The organism is Leptospira adleri, from assembly GCF_002811985.1.
In the GTDB taxonomy this organism is placed as follows: domain Bacteria; phylum Spirochaetota; class Leptospiria; order Leptospirales; family Leptospiraceae; genus Leptospira; species Leptospira adleri.
In genome coordinates this window covers 1-14,081 of sequence record NZ_NPDU01000035.1, presented here as the reverse complement: position 1 = coordinate 14,081, position 14,081 = coordinate 1, and the positions used below count along the sequence as shown (strand labels likewise).

The window sequence follows — 14,081 nt, the reverse complement described above, 5'->3', positions numbered from 1 at the left end:
TTCGATACCGAGCCGCAGGAAGGGAATTGACCTCTTTCTCGATTCTCTTTCTATTTGAAGTATTAGGAGAAGAGAATGTCCGAAAAAACTAAAATCGCAATCGCGCACGGTGATGGAATCGGTCCTGAAATTATGGAGGCGACCCTCAAGATTCTCAACGCCGCCGGAGCCAAAATCGAACCGATCGAAATTCAGATCGGAGAAAAAGTTTATAAGGAAGGACATTCCTCCGGAATCAAACCGGAAGCCTGGGACGTCTTGCGACAAACGAAAGTTTTTTTGAAAGCTCCGATCACGACTCCTCAGGGAGGCGGTTACAAAAGTTTAAACGTTACGGTTCGAACTACTTTGGGACTTTTTGCCAACGTTAGACCGTGCTTTTCGCTTTATCCTTATGTCGAAACCAAACATCCTGTTTTAGATATCGTGATCGTTCGTGAAAACGAAGAAGATCTTTATACCGGAATCGAACACCAACAAACGAACGATACCGTTCAATGTCTCAAATTGATTTCACGTCCCGGTTCGGAAAAAATCATACGTTATGCGTTCGAATATGCAAGAGCTTACGGCCGAAAAAAAGTAACCGCAATGGTGAAAGATAATATCATGAAACAAACGGACGGATTGTTCCATGACATCTTTAAGGAAGTTGCGAAAGAATATCCGGAGCTCGAATCCAATTCTCAAATTATCGATATCGGAGCCGCCAACCTCGCGGACAGGCCCCAAAACTTCGACGTCGTAGTAACGCTAAATTTATACGGAGACATCATTTCCGATATCGTCGCTCAAATCGCAGGCTCGGTAGGAATGGCAGGTTCTTCGAACATCGGGGAAATCGTTTCCATGTTCGAAGCGATTCACGGATCGGCGCCCGATATCGCAGGTAAGAATCTTGCAAATCCTTCCGGTCTCATCAACGCGGCAGTGATGATGTTGGTTCATATCGGACAACCGGATATCGCTGCGAAGATAAATAACGCATGGTTGCTGACGATAGAGGAAGGAATTCATACAGGCGATATTTTCAAACCCGGAGTCAGCCGAATCAAAGTCGGAACCAAAGAATTCGCGGAAGCGGTGATCGGAAACCTGGGACATCTCCCTGAAAAATTCAAACCGGTATCTTTCGGCAAAGCTAAGAAAATTACAATTCCTGAATATACGAGAGCCTTACAGAAAAAAGAATTGGTTGGAACCGACGTTTTCCTGGATTGGACCGGAACCGATCCGAACGAACTCGGAAAAAAACTGGAATCAATCGCCGGCGACCTAAAGCTAAAGATCATCACGAATCGAGGCGTAAAAGTATATCCGGACGGACAACCTGAAACCTTTTTGATCGATCATTGGCGTTGCAGATTCGTCAACAAGGAAGCTCTTTTACATCCCGAAAATCCCACCTACTATCCCGTCTCTCACAAACAAATCGGCGAATTACTTTTAAAATTGGACGAAGCGGGATTTGACGCGATAAAAACGGAAAACCTTTATTACTTCAATGGAAAACGAGCCTTCTCCTTGGGCCAGGGAGAATAATGAATCTCAAAGGAAAAACCGTCTGTATCACCGGGATCGGCGGTTTTATCGGAAGGCGTTTGGCGGAGATCGCGAAGGAAAGAGGAATTCAAGTCAGAGGAATCGAACTCGATCCGATAAAAGCCGAGGCGCTGCGTAAAGAAGGCTTTACGGTTATTCAAGGAAATACCGGTGATCGCTCGGCTTTAAAAGAAGCGGTTACCGGATCGGATTACGTAATTCACACGGCGGCAATCGTACGCGAAGGCGGTTCCTTAGAAGAATTCAGAAAAGTGAATGTGGATTCCACGGTGGAATTGGCGAAGATCGCCAAGGCTTCCGGAGTCAAAGGAATGATCCATTATTCTTCCATAATGGTTTACGGCTTTTCTTATCCTGCGGACATTTCCGAAGAAGGACCGTTTCGAGGAGAGGGAAATCCTTATTGTATGACCAAGATCGAAGGGGAATCCGCCTTACGTCCGTTAAATGTTCCTTCTTCTTTCGGAATCTTATTCATTCGTCCAGGCGACGTTTACGGACCCGGATCCGGGCCTTGGGTAGTTAGACCGATTCAACTGATGAAAAAAAGATTGCTCTCGCTTCCGAGCGGAGGCAAGGGAAGAATCAATCTTACTTACGTGGACAATCTTGTGGAAGGCACGTTACTCGCTTTAGAAAAGGAAGCGTGGGGAGAGGCGTTTAATATCACCGACGGAACTACTCTGACTTGGAAGGAATATTTTTTCCAAGTGGCGGACGCAGCGGGGCTTTCCAGGCCTTTGTCAGCGCCTGCATGGTTTCTAAAGGTTATGATTTTTGTAATGGGAATTTTCTATAAACTTTTAGGGAAAGAACCGCCTGCGACGACGGAAGGAGTCAATTTTATTTTAAGAGAAAATCCTGTTTCGATTGAAAAGGCAAAATCGATTTTGGGTTATCAACCCAAAGTTGAAACAAAAGAAGCTCTTCAATTAACGCAGACTTGGATCAAAGCCTATGCTAAATCGTTATAAAGTTTTCGAATATGATCTTGGGTAAGCGGTTTTGAGAGATAACCTCTTACTTCCGGAAAGGAATTCGCCTTAACGATATCCCTCTCGTCCACGGAAGAACTAACCATAAAAATCGTGATCTTCTTGGCGAGACCGCCTTGAATTTTCTTAAACTCGTCTAAAAACTGCCAACCGTCCATGAATGGCATATTGATGTCTAAAAGAATAGCGTCCGGAAGTTCTTCCGAATTTGCGCGGAGGGTTTGAAGTTGTTTGATCGCAACTTCTCCGTCTTGAAAGTCTCTTAATTTTTTCGTTCTTCCGTCTTTTGCTAAAAATCGTTTTGCAATCATGATGTAAATAGTGTCATCATCGATTAACCAGAAATTCATATTATCTTTGTTCAAAATCATTGTACTTGTTAAAATTTATTACAAAAGCAGTACCACGACCGGGCGTACTATCCACGGTAATTTCCCCGCCCAAAGATTCTATCTGATTCTTAGTCATAAATAAACCGATTCCCTGTCCTTCTTTTTCCCGATGAAACGTTTTATTCATTTTGAAAATCTGGTGGCCGTATTTTCTCAGATCGATCCCGAGTCCATTGTCTCGAACCACTAAAAAGACTCTATTATCCTCTACAAATGAGACGAAAGATATTTCCAATTTTCGACTCCGATCGCAATATTTCAGAGAATTACTCAATAAATTGAGAAGAATACTTTCTAAATATACTTTAGGGTAAAGAATTTCTGGTGCCGCCGAGAAATCACATTTGATTTCAGCGTCGACTTCCTTGATTTGTGCGGAAAGCAGATTCTGCACCTTCAAAAAAGCCTCCTGAAAGGAAACCGTCTGTTTGTCTATATTTAGACTTTTTCTAATCTTAATTACTTCAATGATATCGTTCAATGTGGATATCAGATCGTTCGCGCTGATTTCAAGAGACTCAAGTAGATCCTCTTTGTCGATAGCGTCTTTTTCTAGGAGCATTTGAACTAAAGTGAAAATATTCCCTATCGGGGCTCGAAGATTATGGGACACGATCTGATTAAATTCTTCCAGTTGAGCGTTTCTTTCCGTTAGGCGATTACTCAGAGCCTGTAGAGTCTCGTTTTTTTCGATCAAAGCAGAAAGCATATTCTTACGATCCGTTATATCCTGAATCTGAGATATAAAAAATAGCGGTTTCTTTTTCGGATCCGTTACGATCGAAACGATAAGAAGAATCCAGATGATACTTCCGTTTTTATGAAAGTATCTTTTTTCCATTTTATATGAATCCCTTTTGCCATCGAGTAGCTCTTGAACAAGACTTAGATCCTCCACAAGATCGTCGGGATGAGTGATGTCCTGAAACGTAAGTTTTAAGAGCTCTTCCCTTGTATAACCGAGAATATCCAAAAGATGAGGGTTTACTTCCAGCCATTTCCCCTCCAAGGAAACCAAAGCCATTCCGACACCGGAGTAATAGAAAGCGCTGAAGAATTTTTCCTCCGATAAACGGACTTCCTCTAATGCCCTTTTTTTTTCAGTCTCGTCTACGATCGTAGTCAATCCTAAATATTCTCTCGAACTCGTAAGAATACCGACTACTTCTCCTTTTTCATTTTGAACTGACTGAGCAAGCGTTTGCAACCAGACATACTTTCCGTCTTTTCGAAGAAATTGATATTCTACGTTTCCGAAGTTAGAACCGTTCTGTAACGGTTCGTGAGAATTTTTAAAAATACGTTCCTTATCCAATGGATTGAAAAAATCATACGGACTTCTTCCTATCAAGTCTTCAGGTTGATAACCTAACATTGATTGCACGACCGGACTTACGTATTCGTAAGTTCCATCGGGCTTATGATAACAGATCAGCTCGGGACTTCTTTGAACCAATAGTTTATAGAATTCTTCGGATTGAATATTCAATTCACTCAAAATAGGCCTTCTGCAAGTTGATTTACGATAAACGTACTTCTACAAAAAACAATCCAATACCAAACGTGAATTTTCGAATTTTATCTTTTTTGCAACAAGATAAAGGAGATAGAATTGGACGATTTCTTTTAGGGTTTTACGTTTTTAAAGAAACGATTCTTCAACCCCTTTATAACGGAATCGGCTTCCAGACATAGTAAACTCATGTCCTTTGAAAGGGTTCCAAATCGTGAAAAAGCACGCAGCTTACAATGAAAGAATACGGTGAAAGGATCGTTCGAACTAAAAAGGAATCGGATGTATCAAGGAGACAGAAAGAAGAAAATGAACTTTTACAATGCTAGAGAGGAAGTTTCAGCCGGATTACAGGAACCAATCCGGCTCGGATAAAAATTATTCTCCGTCGTCTCCAAGCGCTTCCACTGGACAAATCTCCATTGCTTTTTTCGCGGCCACTTCTTCTTCCGGATTTGCCGGTTGTCTATGAAAGTAAACCTTGGATTCGTCATCCGTATATTTTAAAAGCATAGGAGCTTCTTCCACACAATCGTTGCAAGGAACGCAGGTGTTATCTATATAATATTTACCGGGAGCGTTTTGTTTGACTTTGTCGTTTTTGTCAGCCATGCTTTACAAAGTTAATCGAACGATTGTTTCGTCAACCCTGTTTTCAGAATTGACACCGATTCTAATATAAGAATAATCACGGAACGATGAACGCGCTTTCGGAAAAAATCTCAAGACGCAAACTCTTCGGCTTCGGCCTAGGAGGTTTACTCAGTATCGTTATCGGAACTCTACTCTGCCGCAGGTCGTATTCCGGAAGTGTTCCCAAGACGTTATTCTTCTCCGAATCGGAGGCAGAGTTTTTGCAGGCTTACGCTCAAACGCTGTTACCATCGGAAAAAGGATTCCCCGATATAGAAAAAGCGGAGGTTGTTCGTCGGCTCGACGAAGAATTTTTTTTCGTAGATCCGGGAATCACCGATGATTTTAAATCTCTCATTCTTATATTAGAATATCTGCCGCTCGTAAGCGGATATTGGAGCCGATTTTCCAGACTTGATGAAAAAGATAGAAACGAATTTTTATCTTCCCAAGAAACTACCGATTCGGATCTGATTCGAGCTGCATTAGCAAATCTTAAAATGCCGATTTTTTTGATGTACTACGGACACGAATCTTCTTTCAAAGCAATTTCGTATGACGGGCCTTTCTCCGATCCGCCGGAAAAATTAAGCGAATCCAGAATCTACTATAGAAAAATTTTGGGGGAATCATGAGCGGTCGCGTTTACGAATGGAAGAATCTCGGAGATTCAAGAACGGTCAAGGCCGATGTCGTGATCGTGGGAACAGGCTGCGGCGGCGCAACTCTTGCCTACGAACTTTCCAAAAATGGGAAAAAGGTAGTTCTCATCGAGGAAGGCGGTTATTACCACACCGGAACTTTCGACAATCATGAACTCAATATGGCCGGAAAAGTTTCCGCCGAAAGAAACATGGCTACGGACGGATCCGGTTCCATCAATTTAGTCTATGGAAAAAACGTGGGCGGCGCATCGGTTCATTATTGGGCTGACAGTTACAGAACTCCGGACGATCGTCTCAACCTTTGGAAGGAAGAATACGGAATACACGGACATTCTCCCGAAGACCTCGCACCTTACTGGAAAGAATTGGATGAGACTCTCAACGTCCATCCCGCTAAAGAAGAATATCATAATAAAATGAATCAGCTCGTTCGAAAGGCGTGTAAGTCTCTCGGGTGGGAAGGCAATCCAGTCCCTCAAGCGAGAAAAAACTGTCAGAAGTCCGGTCATTGTATGCAAGGCTGTATGTTCGGAGCGAAACAAAGCCAGCTGGTCACTCACATTCCAAAAGCGTTGGCGTTAGGCGCCGATATCTACGCCGACTGTAAAGCAGTTCGCTTGGAACTGAAAGGCGATAAGGTCGAATTTTTAGAAGCAGTGATGATGGATCGACCTTCGGGAAAGGAGTCGGGAATCACGCTAAAATTTCAGGCGCCTGTTTTTGCGATTGCGGCCGGAGGTTTCGGAAGTTCCACATTCTTACTTCGAAACGGATGGAAGAAAAAATTACCGGCGCTCGGAGAATACCTCGCAATCAACCCTTCTCCTTTCGTACATGCGATCTACGAAGAACCGATCGTACAATGGAGAAACATTCCTTCCGCGTTCGGCGTGGAAGAATTTCGACTCGCGCGTTTTAAGGACGGGGAGTATTTGGAAGGCGGATTTTTGATCATGGCAAATCAGCTTCAACCGGGAAGTCTTGCCGCATTGATTCCGGGATTCGGATCCGAGCACAGAGAGATAATGAAAATTCTTCCCCACGTAGGCGGGACGATCGGCTGGATCGACGACGTTCCTTCGGAACTGGGAAATATTTCCGTAAATTCTTCGGGGAAAAGAACGGTAACGTATAACTTCGGTAAGACGACGAAAGCGTTTCTTAGGGACTGTATACGAAAACAAATTCAGCTCAATTTTCGAGCCGGAGCGAAATGGATTCTCCTTCCGGATCTTCAAAGAACAAGAATCGAATCCGAAAAAGAAATCGATAAAGTGGATCAACTTGAACTGAACCCGGCCTCTATGATGATGGCCGCGCCTCATCCCGCAGGCGGTTGCAGAATGGGACAAGATCCCGCTCGTTCCGTTGTCGATTGGAAACATCGCGTTCACGGACTCGAAAATCTTTACGTCTCCGATTCAAGCGTCTTTCCGACGGGAGTTTCGGTCGATCCAAGTTATACGATCATGGCTTTCAGCAAACAAACTGCCAAATTCATCCTTGAAGATTCGTACGTATCCGCAAATTGACATAAAGAATTTTTTTCTCATTCTTTTTCGGTAAGTTTTTTTGACTTTTAGCCGGATCTATAAATCGATCTCGATTGAGAATTAGAAAACGAATAATTTCTTGCATTTGAAAGGCCAAGGTTTATCATCTTGCTCCGTCATCCGCAGATCATCATGAAAATTTTTCTTACTCGAAAGGGAACAACTCTTCTAATCCTATCTTTTTATATTCTAATAGGAAAATCATACGGCCTTACTGCGTCCCCTTCTTCGAATCGGGAACTAAGCCATGTAGTCGAAAAAATCAAACAAAGCTCTAAGAGCGTAATCGCAAAATTTAAAGGGATAGACTATAAGAGAGATTTAACGATCACGGAAACGGATTCCAAAACCGGCAGTCAAATTTCAGTTTCAAAAATTTCTACGAGAAGAGTCGAATATTACTATGAAAGACCCGTCATCGTAGTTCTGAGTTACGTTAAGAACGGAGAGAATCTTCCTCCTAAAGATTATGAGCCGGAAAAAACGTCTCCCACCTATCCTATATTCGACGATCAATCCGAAGACCATTATTCCATCCAAATCCAGGGACCGATTCTTTTTAAAAACAGGGAAAGCTACGTAGTGGAAGTGACGCCTCTGCAGCTTTCACCGAGACATTTCAAAGGAAAAATTTATTACGATAAAAACTCGTTACATCCTTATTATATCGAAGGAACCACTTCTAAGTGGAAATTTGGAGTCAAGGATTTGTATTTCAAAATCAACATGGAATTAACTCCGGATAAAGTCGCGATCGTACGATCCGGCGAAGTTTTCGTAAAAACTCATATACCTTTGTTGAGTCCCGAAAAGAATATTCATATCCGATTGGAAACTTTAGAAGCCGTCCCAATTCGGAAATAATATCAGAAATCTTGCATATTTAGATAAACTTCTGGCTCTTTTCGAATGCGTCTTGACTGAATCCATAATCAAAATAAGATCGAAACTGCAAATGGAATCTTTCGGAAAACCTTTTCTTATCCTCGGTGCGTTATTTTTATTACTCGGAATCTTTTTTCTCTATGGAAGCAGGTTTCCGTTCCTAAACGAATTAGGAAAACTCCCCGGAGACATTCGAATCGAAAAGGAAAACTTTAGATTTTATTTTCCGCTCACGACTTCAATTCTCGTCAGCGTCGTAATTTCGATCGTCCTTTTTTTAATTCAAAAATTCAGAAACGGTTCGCCATGAAGGAGGAATTTCGCTTCAGCTCGCGATTCTCTTTCCAAGACGGTGAAAACGAATTCTCAAGAATTCTTTCCGAATACAAAAAAAAGAAAATTTCCTATATCGACTTAACCTTATCCAATCCCACGCAAGCCGGATTTCAATATCCTTTCGAAGCGATTAGACATAGCTTTCAAACGAACGATCTCATCACTTATATTCCAGATCCTCAAGGAAACGAACTGGCTCGCAATACGATTTCCGATTACTACCGATCCAAAGGGGTTATGATTGATCCCGACGATCTGTTTTTAGTTTCATCTTCTTCCGAAGCATTTTCTTATCTATTCAAACTCTTTTGCGACGCAGGTGATTCGATTTTAATACCGGCTCCGGGATATCCTTTGTTCGAATTTCTTTCCGTAATGGAAGGACTTCAAACGATTGCTTATATTACAAAAAAGGAAAATTCCTGGCGCTTAAAAGCGACCGATCTGGATCCGAAAATTCTCTCCAAAAGCAAACTTCTCTTAATCGTAAGTCCGAACAACCCAACCGGCTCCGTATTCGGCCGATCCGATTTCGAATCCGTGAAAGATATTTTAAAGAAATATAATATTCCAACGGTCATCGACGAGGTTTTTTCGGACTACGTCTACGAAGGAGAATCCCATTTTACTCTGACCGATTCCGAAATTCCGGTAATTACGGTAAACGGTCTGTCGAAAACTTTAGGATTGCCCGGAATGAAACTTTCCTGGATTCTCCTCAGCGGCCCCGCGCCTTGGAAAAAGAAAACGAAAGAACTTTTAGAATTGATTTCGGACACTTATCTTTCCGTAAATACTCCCGTACAAAACGTCCTTTCCGATTTGATGCAATGGAGAACGATGATACAAACTCAGATTTTAAAAAGAATTCAGAGAAATCGAGCCGTGTTAAAGCAGATTATCTTCGAATTCGACACATCGGAAAGAATCGAGTGCGATCTTCCGAAGGCAGGCTGGTATTGTATGATAGAAAGTAAGGATTTTTTTCCGGAGGAAAAATTCTCACTTCGTTTATTAAAAGAAAAACAAGTCTACGTTCACGCGGGAGAAATGTTCGGATTTCCGAACACAGACGCGGCCGGCAGAATCGTTCTGAGCCTGTTGACGGAAACAGATGTTTTCGAGTCCGGCCTCGCAAAAATTTTAGAATTCTCGAAAGAGATCCGACTTAATTAGTACAATCTAAAAGAAGGTTTTGCCGAATTTGGACCTGATAAATCCTCAGAAGTTGCGGTGTTGGAAGTGCTTCAAAAAAGGTAAACTCTGGGAAAACTAACGAAATCCATTTTCGGAAATCGTATAAGGTCCTGTCCCAATACTGGGACAGGACCTTGCAGCTTGATCTTTCCGAAAAAATAAAATAAGTTTTTGGGACGCACTGTAAGTCGAATTTTTTCTTAAAATCTGCGACGGAAAGTTTTCGGAAAAATTCTTTCTAAAGGAAATGCAAAAATCTATTGAAGTCCCCAGTCTTTCGGTTTGGTCGTGCCGAGTTTCACGAAGTCTCTTAAAAAACCCCTGTATCTTCCCACCGTCTCAATTTTGTTAAACGAAGCAGGATTGAAAATTCCTCTTTTTCGAAAAAGTTTGGAAGGATCCTCTTTGATATCGGACCAAGTACCGACTTCGAGAGTTAACGGCAAAAATTTTGAATTCCAAGGGGATTTTTCTTTATGATAATCATGATAGTGATCGTAGAACTTATCCCAGAGATCGCCGTGAGTCGTATAAGTTTCGCTCTGAGGTCCATACTGAAAGTGAATGTGTCCGCAGTGATTCTTGAGATGTTCTCCTATCTTTTGATACAGAAGAGTATCGGGACAGGGACTTTTTGTATAAGCGTAAGGCCACCAAACGTTATCTACGGTGCCAAAACCTGAGTGAAGATCGAGAACGGGCATGATCGCATCCTCCACGTCAAAAAAAGAATCTTGAACCAATCGGAACAAAGCCCTCGATTCAGGTTCCAATCCTTGACCTCGATAGTAAGGAAGTCGTTTGGAAATTTTTTGACCGCCGAAAAAAGGAAGGGCTTTCACGGCGTCGATACCGGAGTTTCTCATAAGATCCACACCCGCGGGATTCGATCTTTGTTTTAAAACGACGCCGCCAGGATTGACGATCGGTAAAATCACAATTCCGAGTTTTCCCTTCTTCAACTCCGGGAGATAACCCGTGGAATCCGGATGTAAGATATATTCTAGAAAATCCAGTAAGATAAGAATCCCGATGGTTTCCAATCCGTGAACGCCAGCGACGATTCCCACGGGGTGTTCCTTCAGTCCTTTTTCTGTTCCCAATCGAAGCGCGTGGATCGGAAAACGAAACCCCTCTTCGGTTTTTCTTGAAAAGCCGATCTGACTCAGGTTCGCGAGTTTACCGCCCAACTTCAATATCTTGAGAAGTTTTTTATCGTATCGATTGAGTCTTTTATATCCGCGTAACATAGATTTGGCGACTTATTGTCTAGATTGAATAAGCTGCAGGTCGTTGCAATCTTCGGAAAGTTTCAAAACTCCGCCTTGAATCTTCTCACAAGTCTCGTTTGCGACGATCTGAAAACAACCTCGAACCGCCTTTTTGATTTTTTCGGGATCTTCGTTCGCGAGTAGATAGGCGTTCGATTTGCGAAATTTTTCGGCGCAGTTCGCGGGGTTGAGTCTTTCTTGAATCAGATTTTTTGTCGAATCCTTTAGATTCAGAGGAGATTCTCCTGTGCAATTTGCAAGTTTTTGACAATAGGAAGAAACTAGTTCGGAAGATTCTTCTCTCCATTTTTCATCGACGATTCCCTGCGGTAAGGAATTCTTTTTGCACAACGAGAGGTTCAAAAGGAAATAAATTCCGAGAAAACCGAGCGTAATATTTCTGTATTTTTGTTTCATAGTTTTTATGATCAGTGTTCCGATTTTTTACGAATAAAAATTTCAACCCTTTCTCCCGAAGCCTTTCCTTCCGGCGTGGAAGAAGAATTCTCAATCGCTTTGTAGGCGCTGGACGCTTCGATGGAAATTCTATCTTTCGGAATTTTATAATTCTTCGATAAGGAATCCGCTATCAACTCCGCCCTATATGAATTGTATTCCCATACGTTTCTAAATCCTTTTTGCGCGGCTTCGTTTCCGTACGGAATCTGAACCTTTAACGTGATATCGACGTCCATCGCACTCGATAGTTCCGATATTTTTTGAAAAGCGAAAGTCATGTCCTCGTCCGGTTGAAACTGGCCTTCTCCCAGAGATGATCCGAAAAGCACGATTTTAATCTCTTCGGTTTCCTGGATTCCTATATTCAATTTTGCTTTTTCTTTTAATTTTTTCAACGCATAACTGACTCGCTCCCAAAAACGATAAAGCTGCGTTCGAGGCTGCAATAGCGGATCTTCTTCTATGGAAACGTTACTTCCTTGAAAGAAAGATTCTCCCAAACCGAAACCTCCGCGGATCACGTCGGCTACTTGTTTGAGCTTGGCTTGGTCGACTTGCGAAATGGAATACATGATGATGAACAAACCCAAAAGTAACGTGATCATATCCGCGTAAGTCAACAACCAACGTTCACGATTTTCGTGCGATTCTTCCTTGCGGCGGCTCCTTTCCAGAAGTTGTCTTCGAAGACGGCTCATGCTTCCTTCCGATGATTTCCCAACAAAGTTTCTATGTATTCGGTTTCCCTCTTTTCCACTTCTTCGTAAAAAGAATTAAAGATCTTGGAGGAAACGGGCAACGTCGCGTTATACGCCTCTTCCACGCTTTGAAATAGAGCGGACACTCCGAGCATTCCGGCCATAAATCGCGCGGGTCGAATCAAATATGCTGCGATCGGTTTGTGTGCGAGTTCGTAAAAAACCTTCAAATTTCTAAGAACGATCTCAAGTTGTCTGATTCTTTCCTTATAATGCCCCATCTGGCCGTAATGAAGATCGTATTCTTCTCTTGTCAGACGTTTTCCGTCCCAACCTCCATCCACCAGATGTTTCGCGAGAATGGTATCCATCTCTTCGGTCAGATTATTAAGTTCGATCAAATATTCGATGTTTTCTCTCGAGCTTTCCTTCATCATACCTTTCACTTTTTGGTAAGTGTCCATCGCGAGTTGCAGCCAGACTTCTCTTCCGTCCAAGTTGTAGATTTTTTCGAAGAAATATTCCACCATAGGAATCGTTTCTTCCAGATGAAAGTAGTTGGCGTAGAAGACTCGGAAGCGTTCCACTTGAGCGCGAACGACTTCGGCTTTCGCCGCTTTTAGTTTTTTGCCCGCGAGATCGCTCATTCTTTTTTTGGAATCAACTCCAGCTTATAAGCCGAAAAACCTTGTTGATCGGTTTGTTTTTGAACCGAGCCGAATTGGTTCGGAAGATTTACCACGTCTCTTCCCATGCGAGTCGAGGATCGAAAAAGAACGCTCGGAATTCCATCCTTATCCGGTATTATGGAAAAACGAATTCCGTATTTATGATTTCTTCCCCATCCTTCTTTCGTAATCTCAACGAGGGGAACGGAAGAATTGATATATTTGCCCGCAGATGAAAAAACACTCGAACCTGGAGAGTAGAATCTCTGGCCTTCTTTTGTAGTATCAATGCTTACTTTTCCTCCGTCCGGAAAAGAAAGGGAAAGATAAGTCGTACCCGCATAAGAACCTCGATTCTTAAACCAAAGGACGGCTTCTCCGGCGATTCCTTTTTTCCATTCTGCGGGAGCTTCCAAGGAAAGAAGCGACGGAACGGCGACTCGCGGTATATCCGGAACCATTTCCCAACCGTTAAAAATAAAATTCTGCGCATAACTACGATTCGATGGGAAGATCGTTATGTTTTTTTCGGTTTTATTATAATCAAAGTCGATTCGTTTTGTTTTGATTAGAAACTCGTGATCTTTCAGAGACAGAAGCCCGTCCAAAATTTTTTGACCTTTTCTGATCCCGTAAGGAACCGAAAAGAGTCCGAGCGGAGGCTCTTCGCTCAACACTTCTAAAAAGAGAGAGTTGAATCCGTCTCCGGGAAGTTCTTCCATTAGAATTCTCTTAACTACAAAACCGGCTTCCTTCGTTTGCGGATTCTCGCCTTCTCCAGGCAGCCAGGAAGATTTCGAAGCTTCGTAGTGAAGAGGACCTATGTTCAAGAGGGAAAAGGAAAATTTATTTATCAAAGACCATTCGCCGTTTTTCTTTTTGAAAACGCCGAGAACTTCCTCGGTTCCGTTTCGAACCAGAGCGAACGATTCTAAATCCTGATCTTCATCGAGATTGCCCACCTTTTTCAGGACGACGTCGGGGTTCTTTTGATCGGAAGGGGATAACAGCAATTCTACGATTCGAGAATCCGAAGGAGTTTTTGAGGAACAACTCACCGCGATAAAAATCAAAATCAGTACTTGAAGAATTTTTTGAAAACGAGAAACGAATGGATTCATGGTTCGATAACAGAATCCGAGAGGGAAAAAAGCCTGTCTATGATTTTCCGATACCCTACTTTCCGTCGCAGATTTTAAGAAAAAATTCGACTTACAGTGCGTCCCAAAAACTTATTTTATTTTTTCGGAAAG

15 protein-coding genes are annotated in these 14,081 nt (G+C 42.4%); 7 read left to right on the top strand and 8 right to left on the bottom strand.

What is annotated here, in order from left to right:
* The first annotated feature begins 75 nt into the window (after nucleotides 1-75).
* Nucleotides 76-1,542: an NADP-dependent isocitrate dehydrogenase gene (locus CH376_RS13920; protein ID WP_100784670.1), complete on the top strand. Its 1,467-nt coding sequence runs from the start codon at nucleotides 76-78 to the stop codon at nucleotides 1,540-1,542.
* Nucleotides 1,542-2,537: an NAD-dependent epimerase/dehydratase family protein gene (locus CH376_RS13915; RefSeq protein ID WP_100784669.1), complete on the top strand. Its 996-nt coding sequence runs from the start codon at nucleotides 1,542-1,544 to the stop codon at nucleotides 2,535-2,537. The genes CH376_RS13920 and CH376_RS13915 overlap by 1 nt, the downstream gene beginning before the upstream one ends.
* Here the strand turns inward: CH376_RS13915 and CH376_RS13910 are convergent.
* The 3 genes from CH376_RS13910 to CH376_RS13895 form a co-directional block, all read right to left on the bottom strand.
* Nucleotides 2,519-2,908 (bottom strand): response regulator, encoded by a 390-nt coding sequence (locus CH376_RS13910; protein WP_100784776.1) that lies wholly within the window; start codon nucleotides 2,906-2,908, stop codon nucleotides 2,519-2,521. The two genes, CH376_RS13915 and CH376_RS13910, sit on opposite strands and share 19 nt — an antisense overlap.
* A gap of 1 nt (nucleotide 2,909) precedes the next feature.
* Nucleotides 2,910-4,448, bottom strand: a complete 1,539-nt coding sequence (locus CH376_RS13905) for a PAS domain-containing sensor histidine kinase (protein ID WP_100784668.1) — start codon at nucleotides 4,446-4,448, stop codon at nucleotides 2,910-2,912.
* Between the two features lie 393 nt (nucleotides 4,449-4,841).
* Entirely contained in the window at nucleotides 4,842-5,075 is a 234-nt protein-coding gene (locus CH376_RS13895) for a ferredoxin (RefSeq protein ID WP_100784666.1), read from the bottom strand.
* A gap of 86 nt (nucleotides 5,076-5,161) precedes the next feature.
* Here CH376_RS13895 and CH376_RS13890 point away from each other — a divergent pair, with 86 nt between their 5' ends.
* The 5 genes from CH376_RS13890 (at nucleotide 5,162) to CH376_RS13870 (ending at nucleotide 9,711) form a co-directional block, all read left to right on the top strand.
* Nucleotides 5,162-5,731 (top strand): hypothetical protein, encoded by a 570-nt coding sequence (locus CH376_RS13890; RefSeq protein ID WP_100784665.1) that lies wholly within the window; start codon nucleotides 5,162-5,164, stop codon nucleotides 5,729-5,731.
* Entirely contained in the window at nucleotides 5,728-7,293 is a 1,566-nt protein-coding gene (locus CH376_RS13885; RefSeq protein ID WP_100784664.1) for an FAD-dependent oxidoreductase, read from the top strand. The genes CH376_RS13890 and CH376_RS13885 overlap by 4 nt, the downstream gene beginning before the upstream one ends.
* Nucleotides 7,294-7,446: 153 nt before the next feature.
* Nucleotides 7,447-8,178 carry a hypothetical protein gene (locus CH376_RS13880; protein ID WP_125231908.1) on the top strand — a complete coding sequence of 244 codons (732 nt, stop codon included), beginning with the start codon at nucleotides 7,447-7,449 and terminating at the stop codon, nucleotides 8,176-8,178.
* Between the two features lie 91 nt (nucleotides 8,179-8,269).
* Nucleotides 8,270-8,509: a DUF2905 domain-containing protein gene (locus CH376_RS13875; RefSeq protein ID WP_100784662.1), complete on the top strand. Its 240-nt coding sequence runs from the start codon at nucleotides 8,270-8,272 to the stop codon at nucleotides 8,507-8,509.
* Nucleotides 8,506-9,711, top strand: coding sequence for a pyridoxal phosphate-dependent aminotransferase (locus CH376_RS13870; RefSeq protein ID WP_100784661.1), 1,206 nt, complete (start codon nucleotides 8,506-8,508; stop codon nucleotides 9,709-9,711). Before CH376_RS13875 ends, CH376_RS13870 begins: the two co-directional genes overlap by 4 nt.
* A gap of 278 nt (nucleotides 9,712-9,989) precedes the next feature.
* Here CH376_RS13870 and CH376_RS13865 read toward each other — a convergent pair whose 3' ends face one another.
* From CH376_RS13865 to CH376_RS13845, 5 genes are read right to left on the bottom strand one after another with little or no spacing between them, the layout of a single operon-like run.
* Entirely contained in the window at nucleotides 9,990-10,982 is a 993-nt protein-coding gene (locus CH376_RS13865) for a M14 family zinc carboxypeptidase (protein WP_100784660.1), read from the bottom strand.
* 12 nt (nucleotides 10,983-10,994) lie between these two features.
* On the bottom strand, nucleotides 10,995-11,420 hold the full coding sequence (locus CH376_RS13860; protein ID WP_100784659.1) for an LA_2478/LA_2722/LA_4182 family protein: 426 nt from the start codon (nucleotides 11,418-11,420) through the stop codon (nucleotides 10,995-10,997).
* Between the two features lie 11 nt (nucleotides 11,421-11,431).
* Nucleotides 11,432-12,160, bottom strand: a complete 729-nt coding sequence (locus CH376_RS13855; RefSeq protein ID WP_100784658.1) for an OmpA/MotB family protein — start codon at nucleotides 12,158-12,160, stop codon at nucleotides 11,432-11,434.
* Complete coding sequence (locus tag CH376_RS13850) at nucleotides 12,157-12,807, bottom strand: FFLEELY motif protein (RefSeq protein WP_100784657.1); 651 nt, start codon at nucleotides 12,805-12,807, stop codon at nucleotides 12,157-12,159. Before CH376_RS13850 ends, CH376_RS13855 begins: the two co-directional genes overlap by 4 nt.
* Entirely contained in the window at nucleotides 12,804-13,949 is a 1,146-nt protein-coding gene (locus tag CH376_RS13845) for an LIC13341 family surface-exposed protein (protein ID WP_243394678.1), read from the bottom strand. The genes CH376_RS13850 and CH376_RS13845 overlap by 4 nt, the downstream gene beginning before the upstream one ends.
* Nucleotides 13,950-14,081: the final 132 nt, after the last annotated feature.

What these genes read in the sequence shown, in the direction of transcription:
- CH376_RS13895 (WP_100784666.1), bottom strand. Translation starts at nt 5,075, where the DNA reads ATGGCTGACAAAAACGACAAAGTCAAACAAAACGCTCCCGGTAAATAT.
- CH376_RS13870 (WP_100784661.1), top strand. Translation starts at nt 8,506, where the DNA reads ATGAAGGAGGAATTTCGCTTCAGCTCGCGATTCTCTTTCCAAGACGGT.
- CH376_RS13865 (WP_100784660.1), bottom strand. Translation starts at nt 10,982, where the DNA reads ATGTTACGCGGATATAAAAGACTCAATCGATACGATAAAAAACTTCTC.
- CH376_RS13915 (WP_100784669.1), top strand. Translation starts at nt 1,542, where the DNA reads ATGAATCTCAAAGGAAAAACCGTCTGTATCACCGGGATCGGCGGTTTT.
- CH376_RS13850 (WP_100784657.1), bottom strand. Translation starts at nt 12,807, where the DNA reads ATGAGCGATCTCGCGGGCAAAAAACTAAAAGCGGCGAAAGCCGAAGTC.
- CH376_RS13885 (WP_100784664.1), top strand. Translation starts at nt 5,728, where the DNA reads ATGAGCGGTCGCGTTTACGAATGGAAGAATCTCGGAGATTCAAGAACG.
- CH376_RS13875 (WP_100784662.1), top strand. Translation starts at nt 8,270, where the DNA reads ATGGAATCTTTCGGAAAACCTTTTCTTATCCTCGGTGCGTTATTTTTA.
- CH376_RS13890 (WP_100784665.1), top strand. Translation starts at nt 5,162, where the DNA reads ATGAACGCGCTTTCGGAAAAAATCTCAAGACGCAAACTCTTCGGCTTC.
- CH376_RS13845 (WP_243394678.1), bottom strand. Translation starts at nt 13,949, where the DNA reads ATGAATCCATTCGTTTCTCGTTTTCAAAAAATTCTTCAAGTACTGATT.
- CH376_RS13880 (WP_125231908.1), top strand. Translation starts at nt 7,447, where the DNA reads ATGAAAATTTTTCTTACTCGAAAGGGAACAACTCTTCTAATCCTATCT.
- CH376_RS13910 (WP_100784776.1), bottom strand. Translation starts at nt 2,908, where the DNA reads ATGAATTTCTGGTTAATCGATGATGACACTATTTACATCATGATTGCA.
- CH376_RS13920 (WP_100784670.1), top strand. Translation starts at nt 76, where the DNA reads ATGTCCGAAAAAACTAAAATCGCAATCGCGCACGGTGATGGAATCGGT.
- CH376_RS13860 (WP_100784659.1), bottom strand. Translation starts at nt 11,420, where the DNA reads ATGAAACAAAAATACAGAAATATTACGCTCGGTTTTCTCGGAATTTAT.
- CH376_RS13855 (WP_100784658.1), bottom strand. Translation starts at nt 12,160, where the DNA reads ATGAGCCGTCTTCGAAGACAACTTCTGGAAAGGAGCCGCCGCAAGGAA.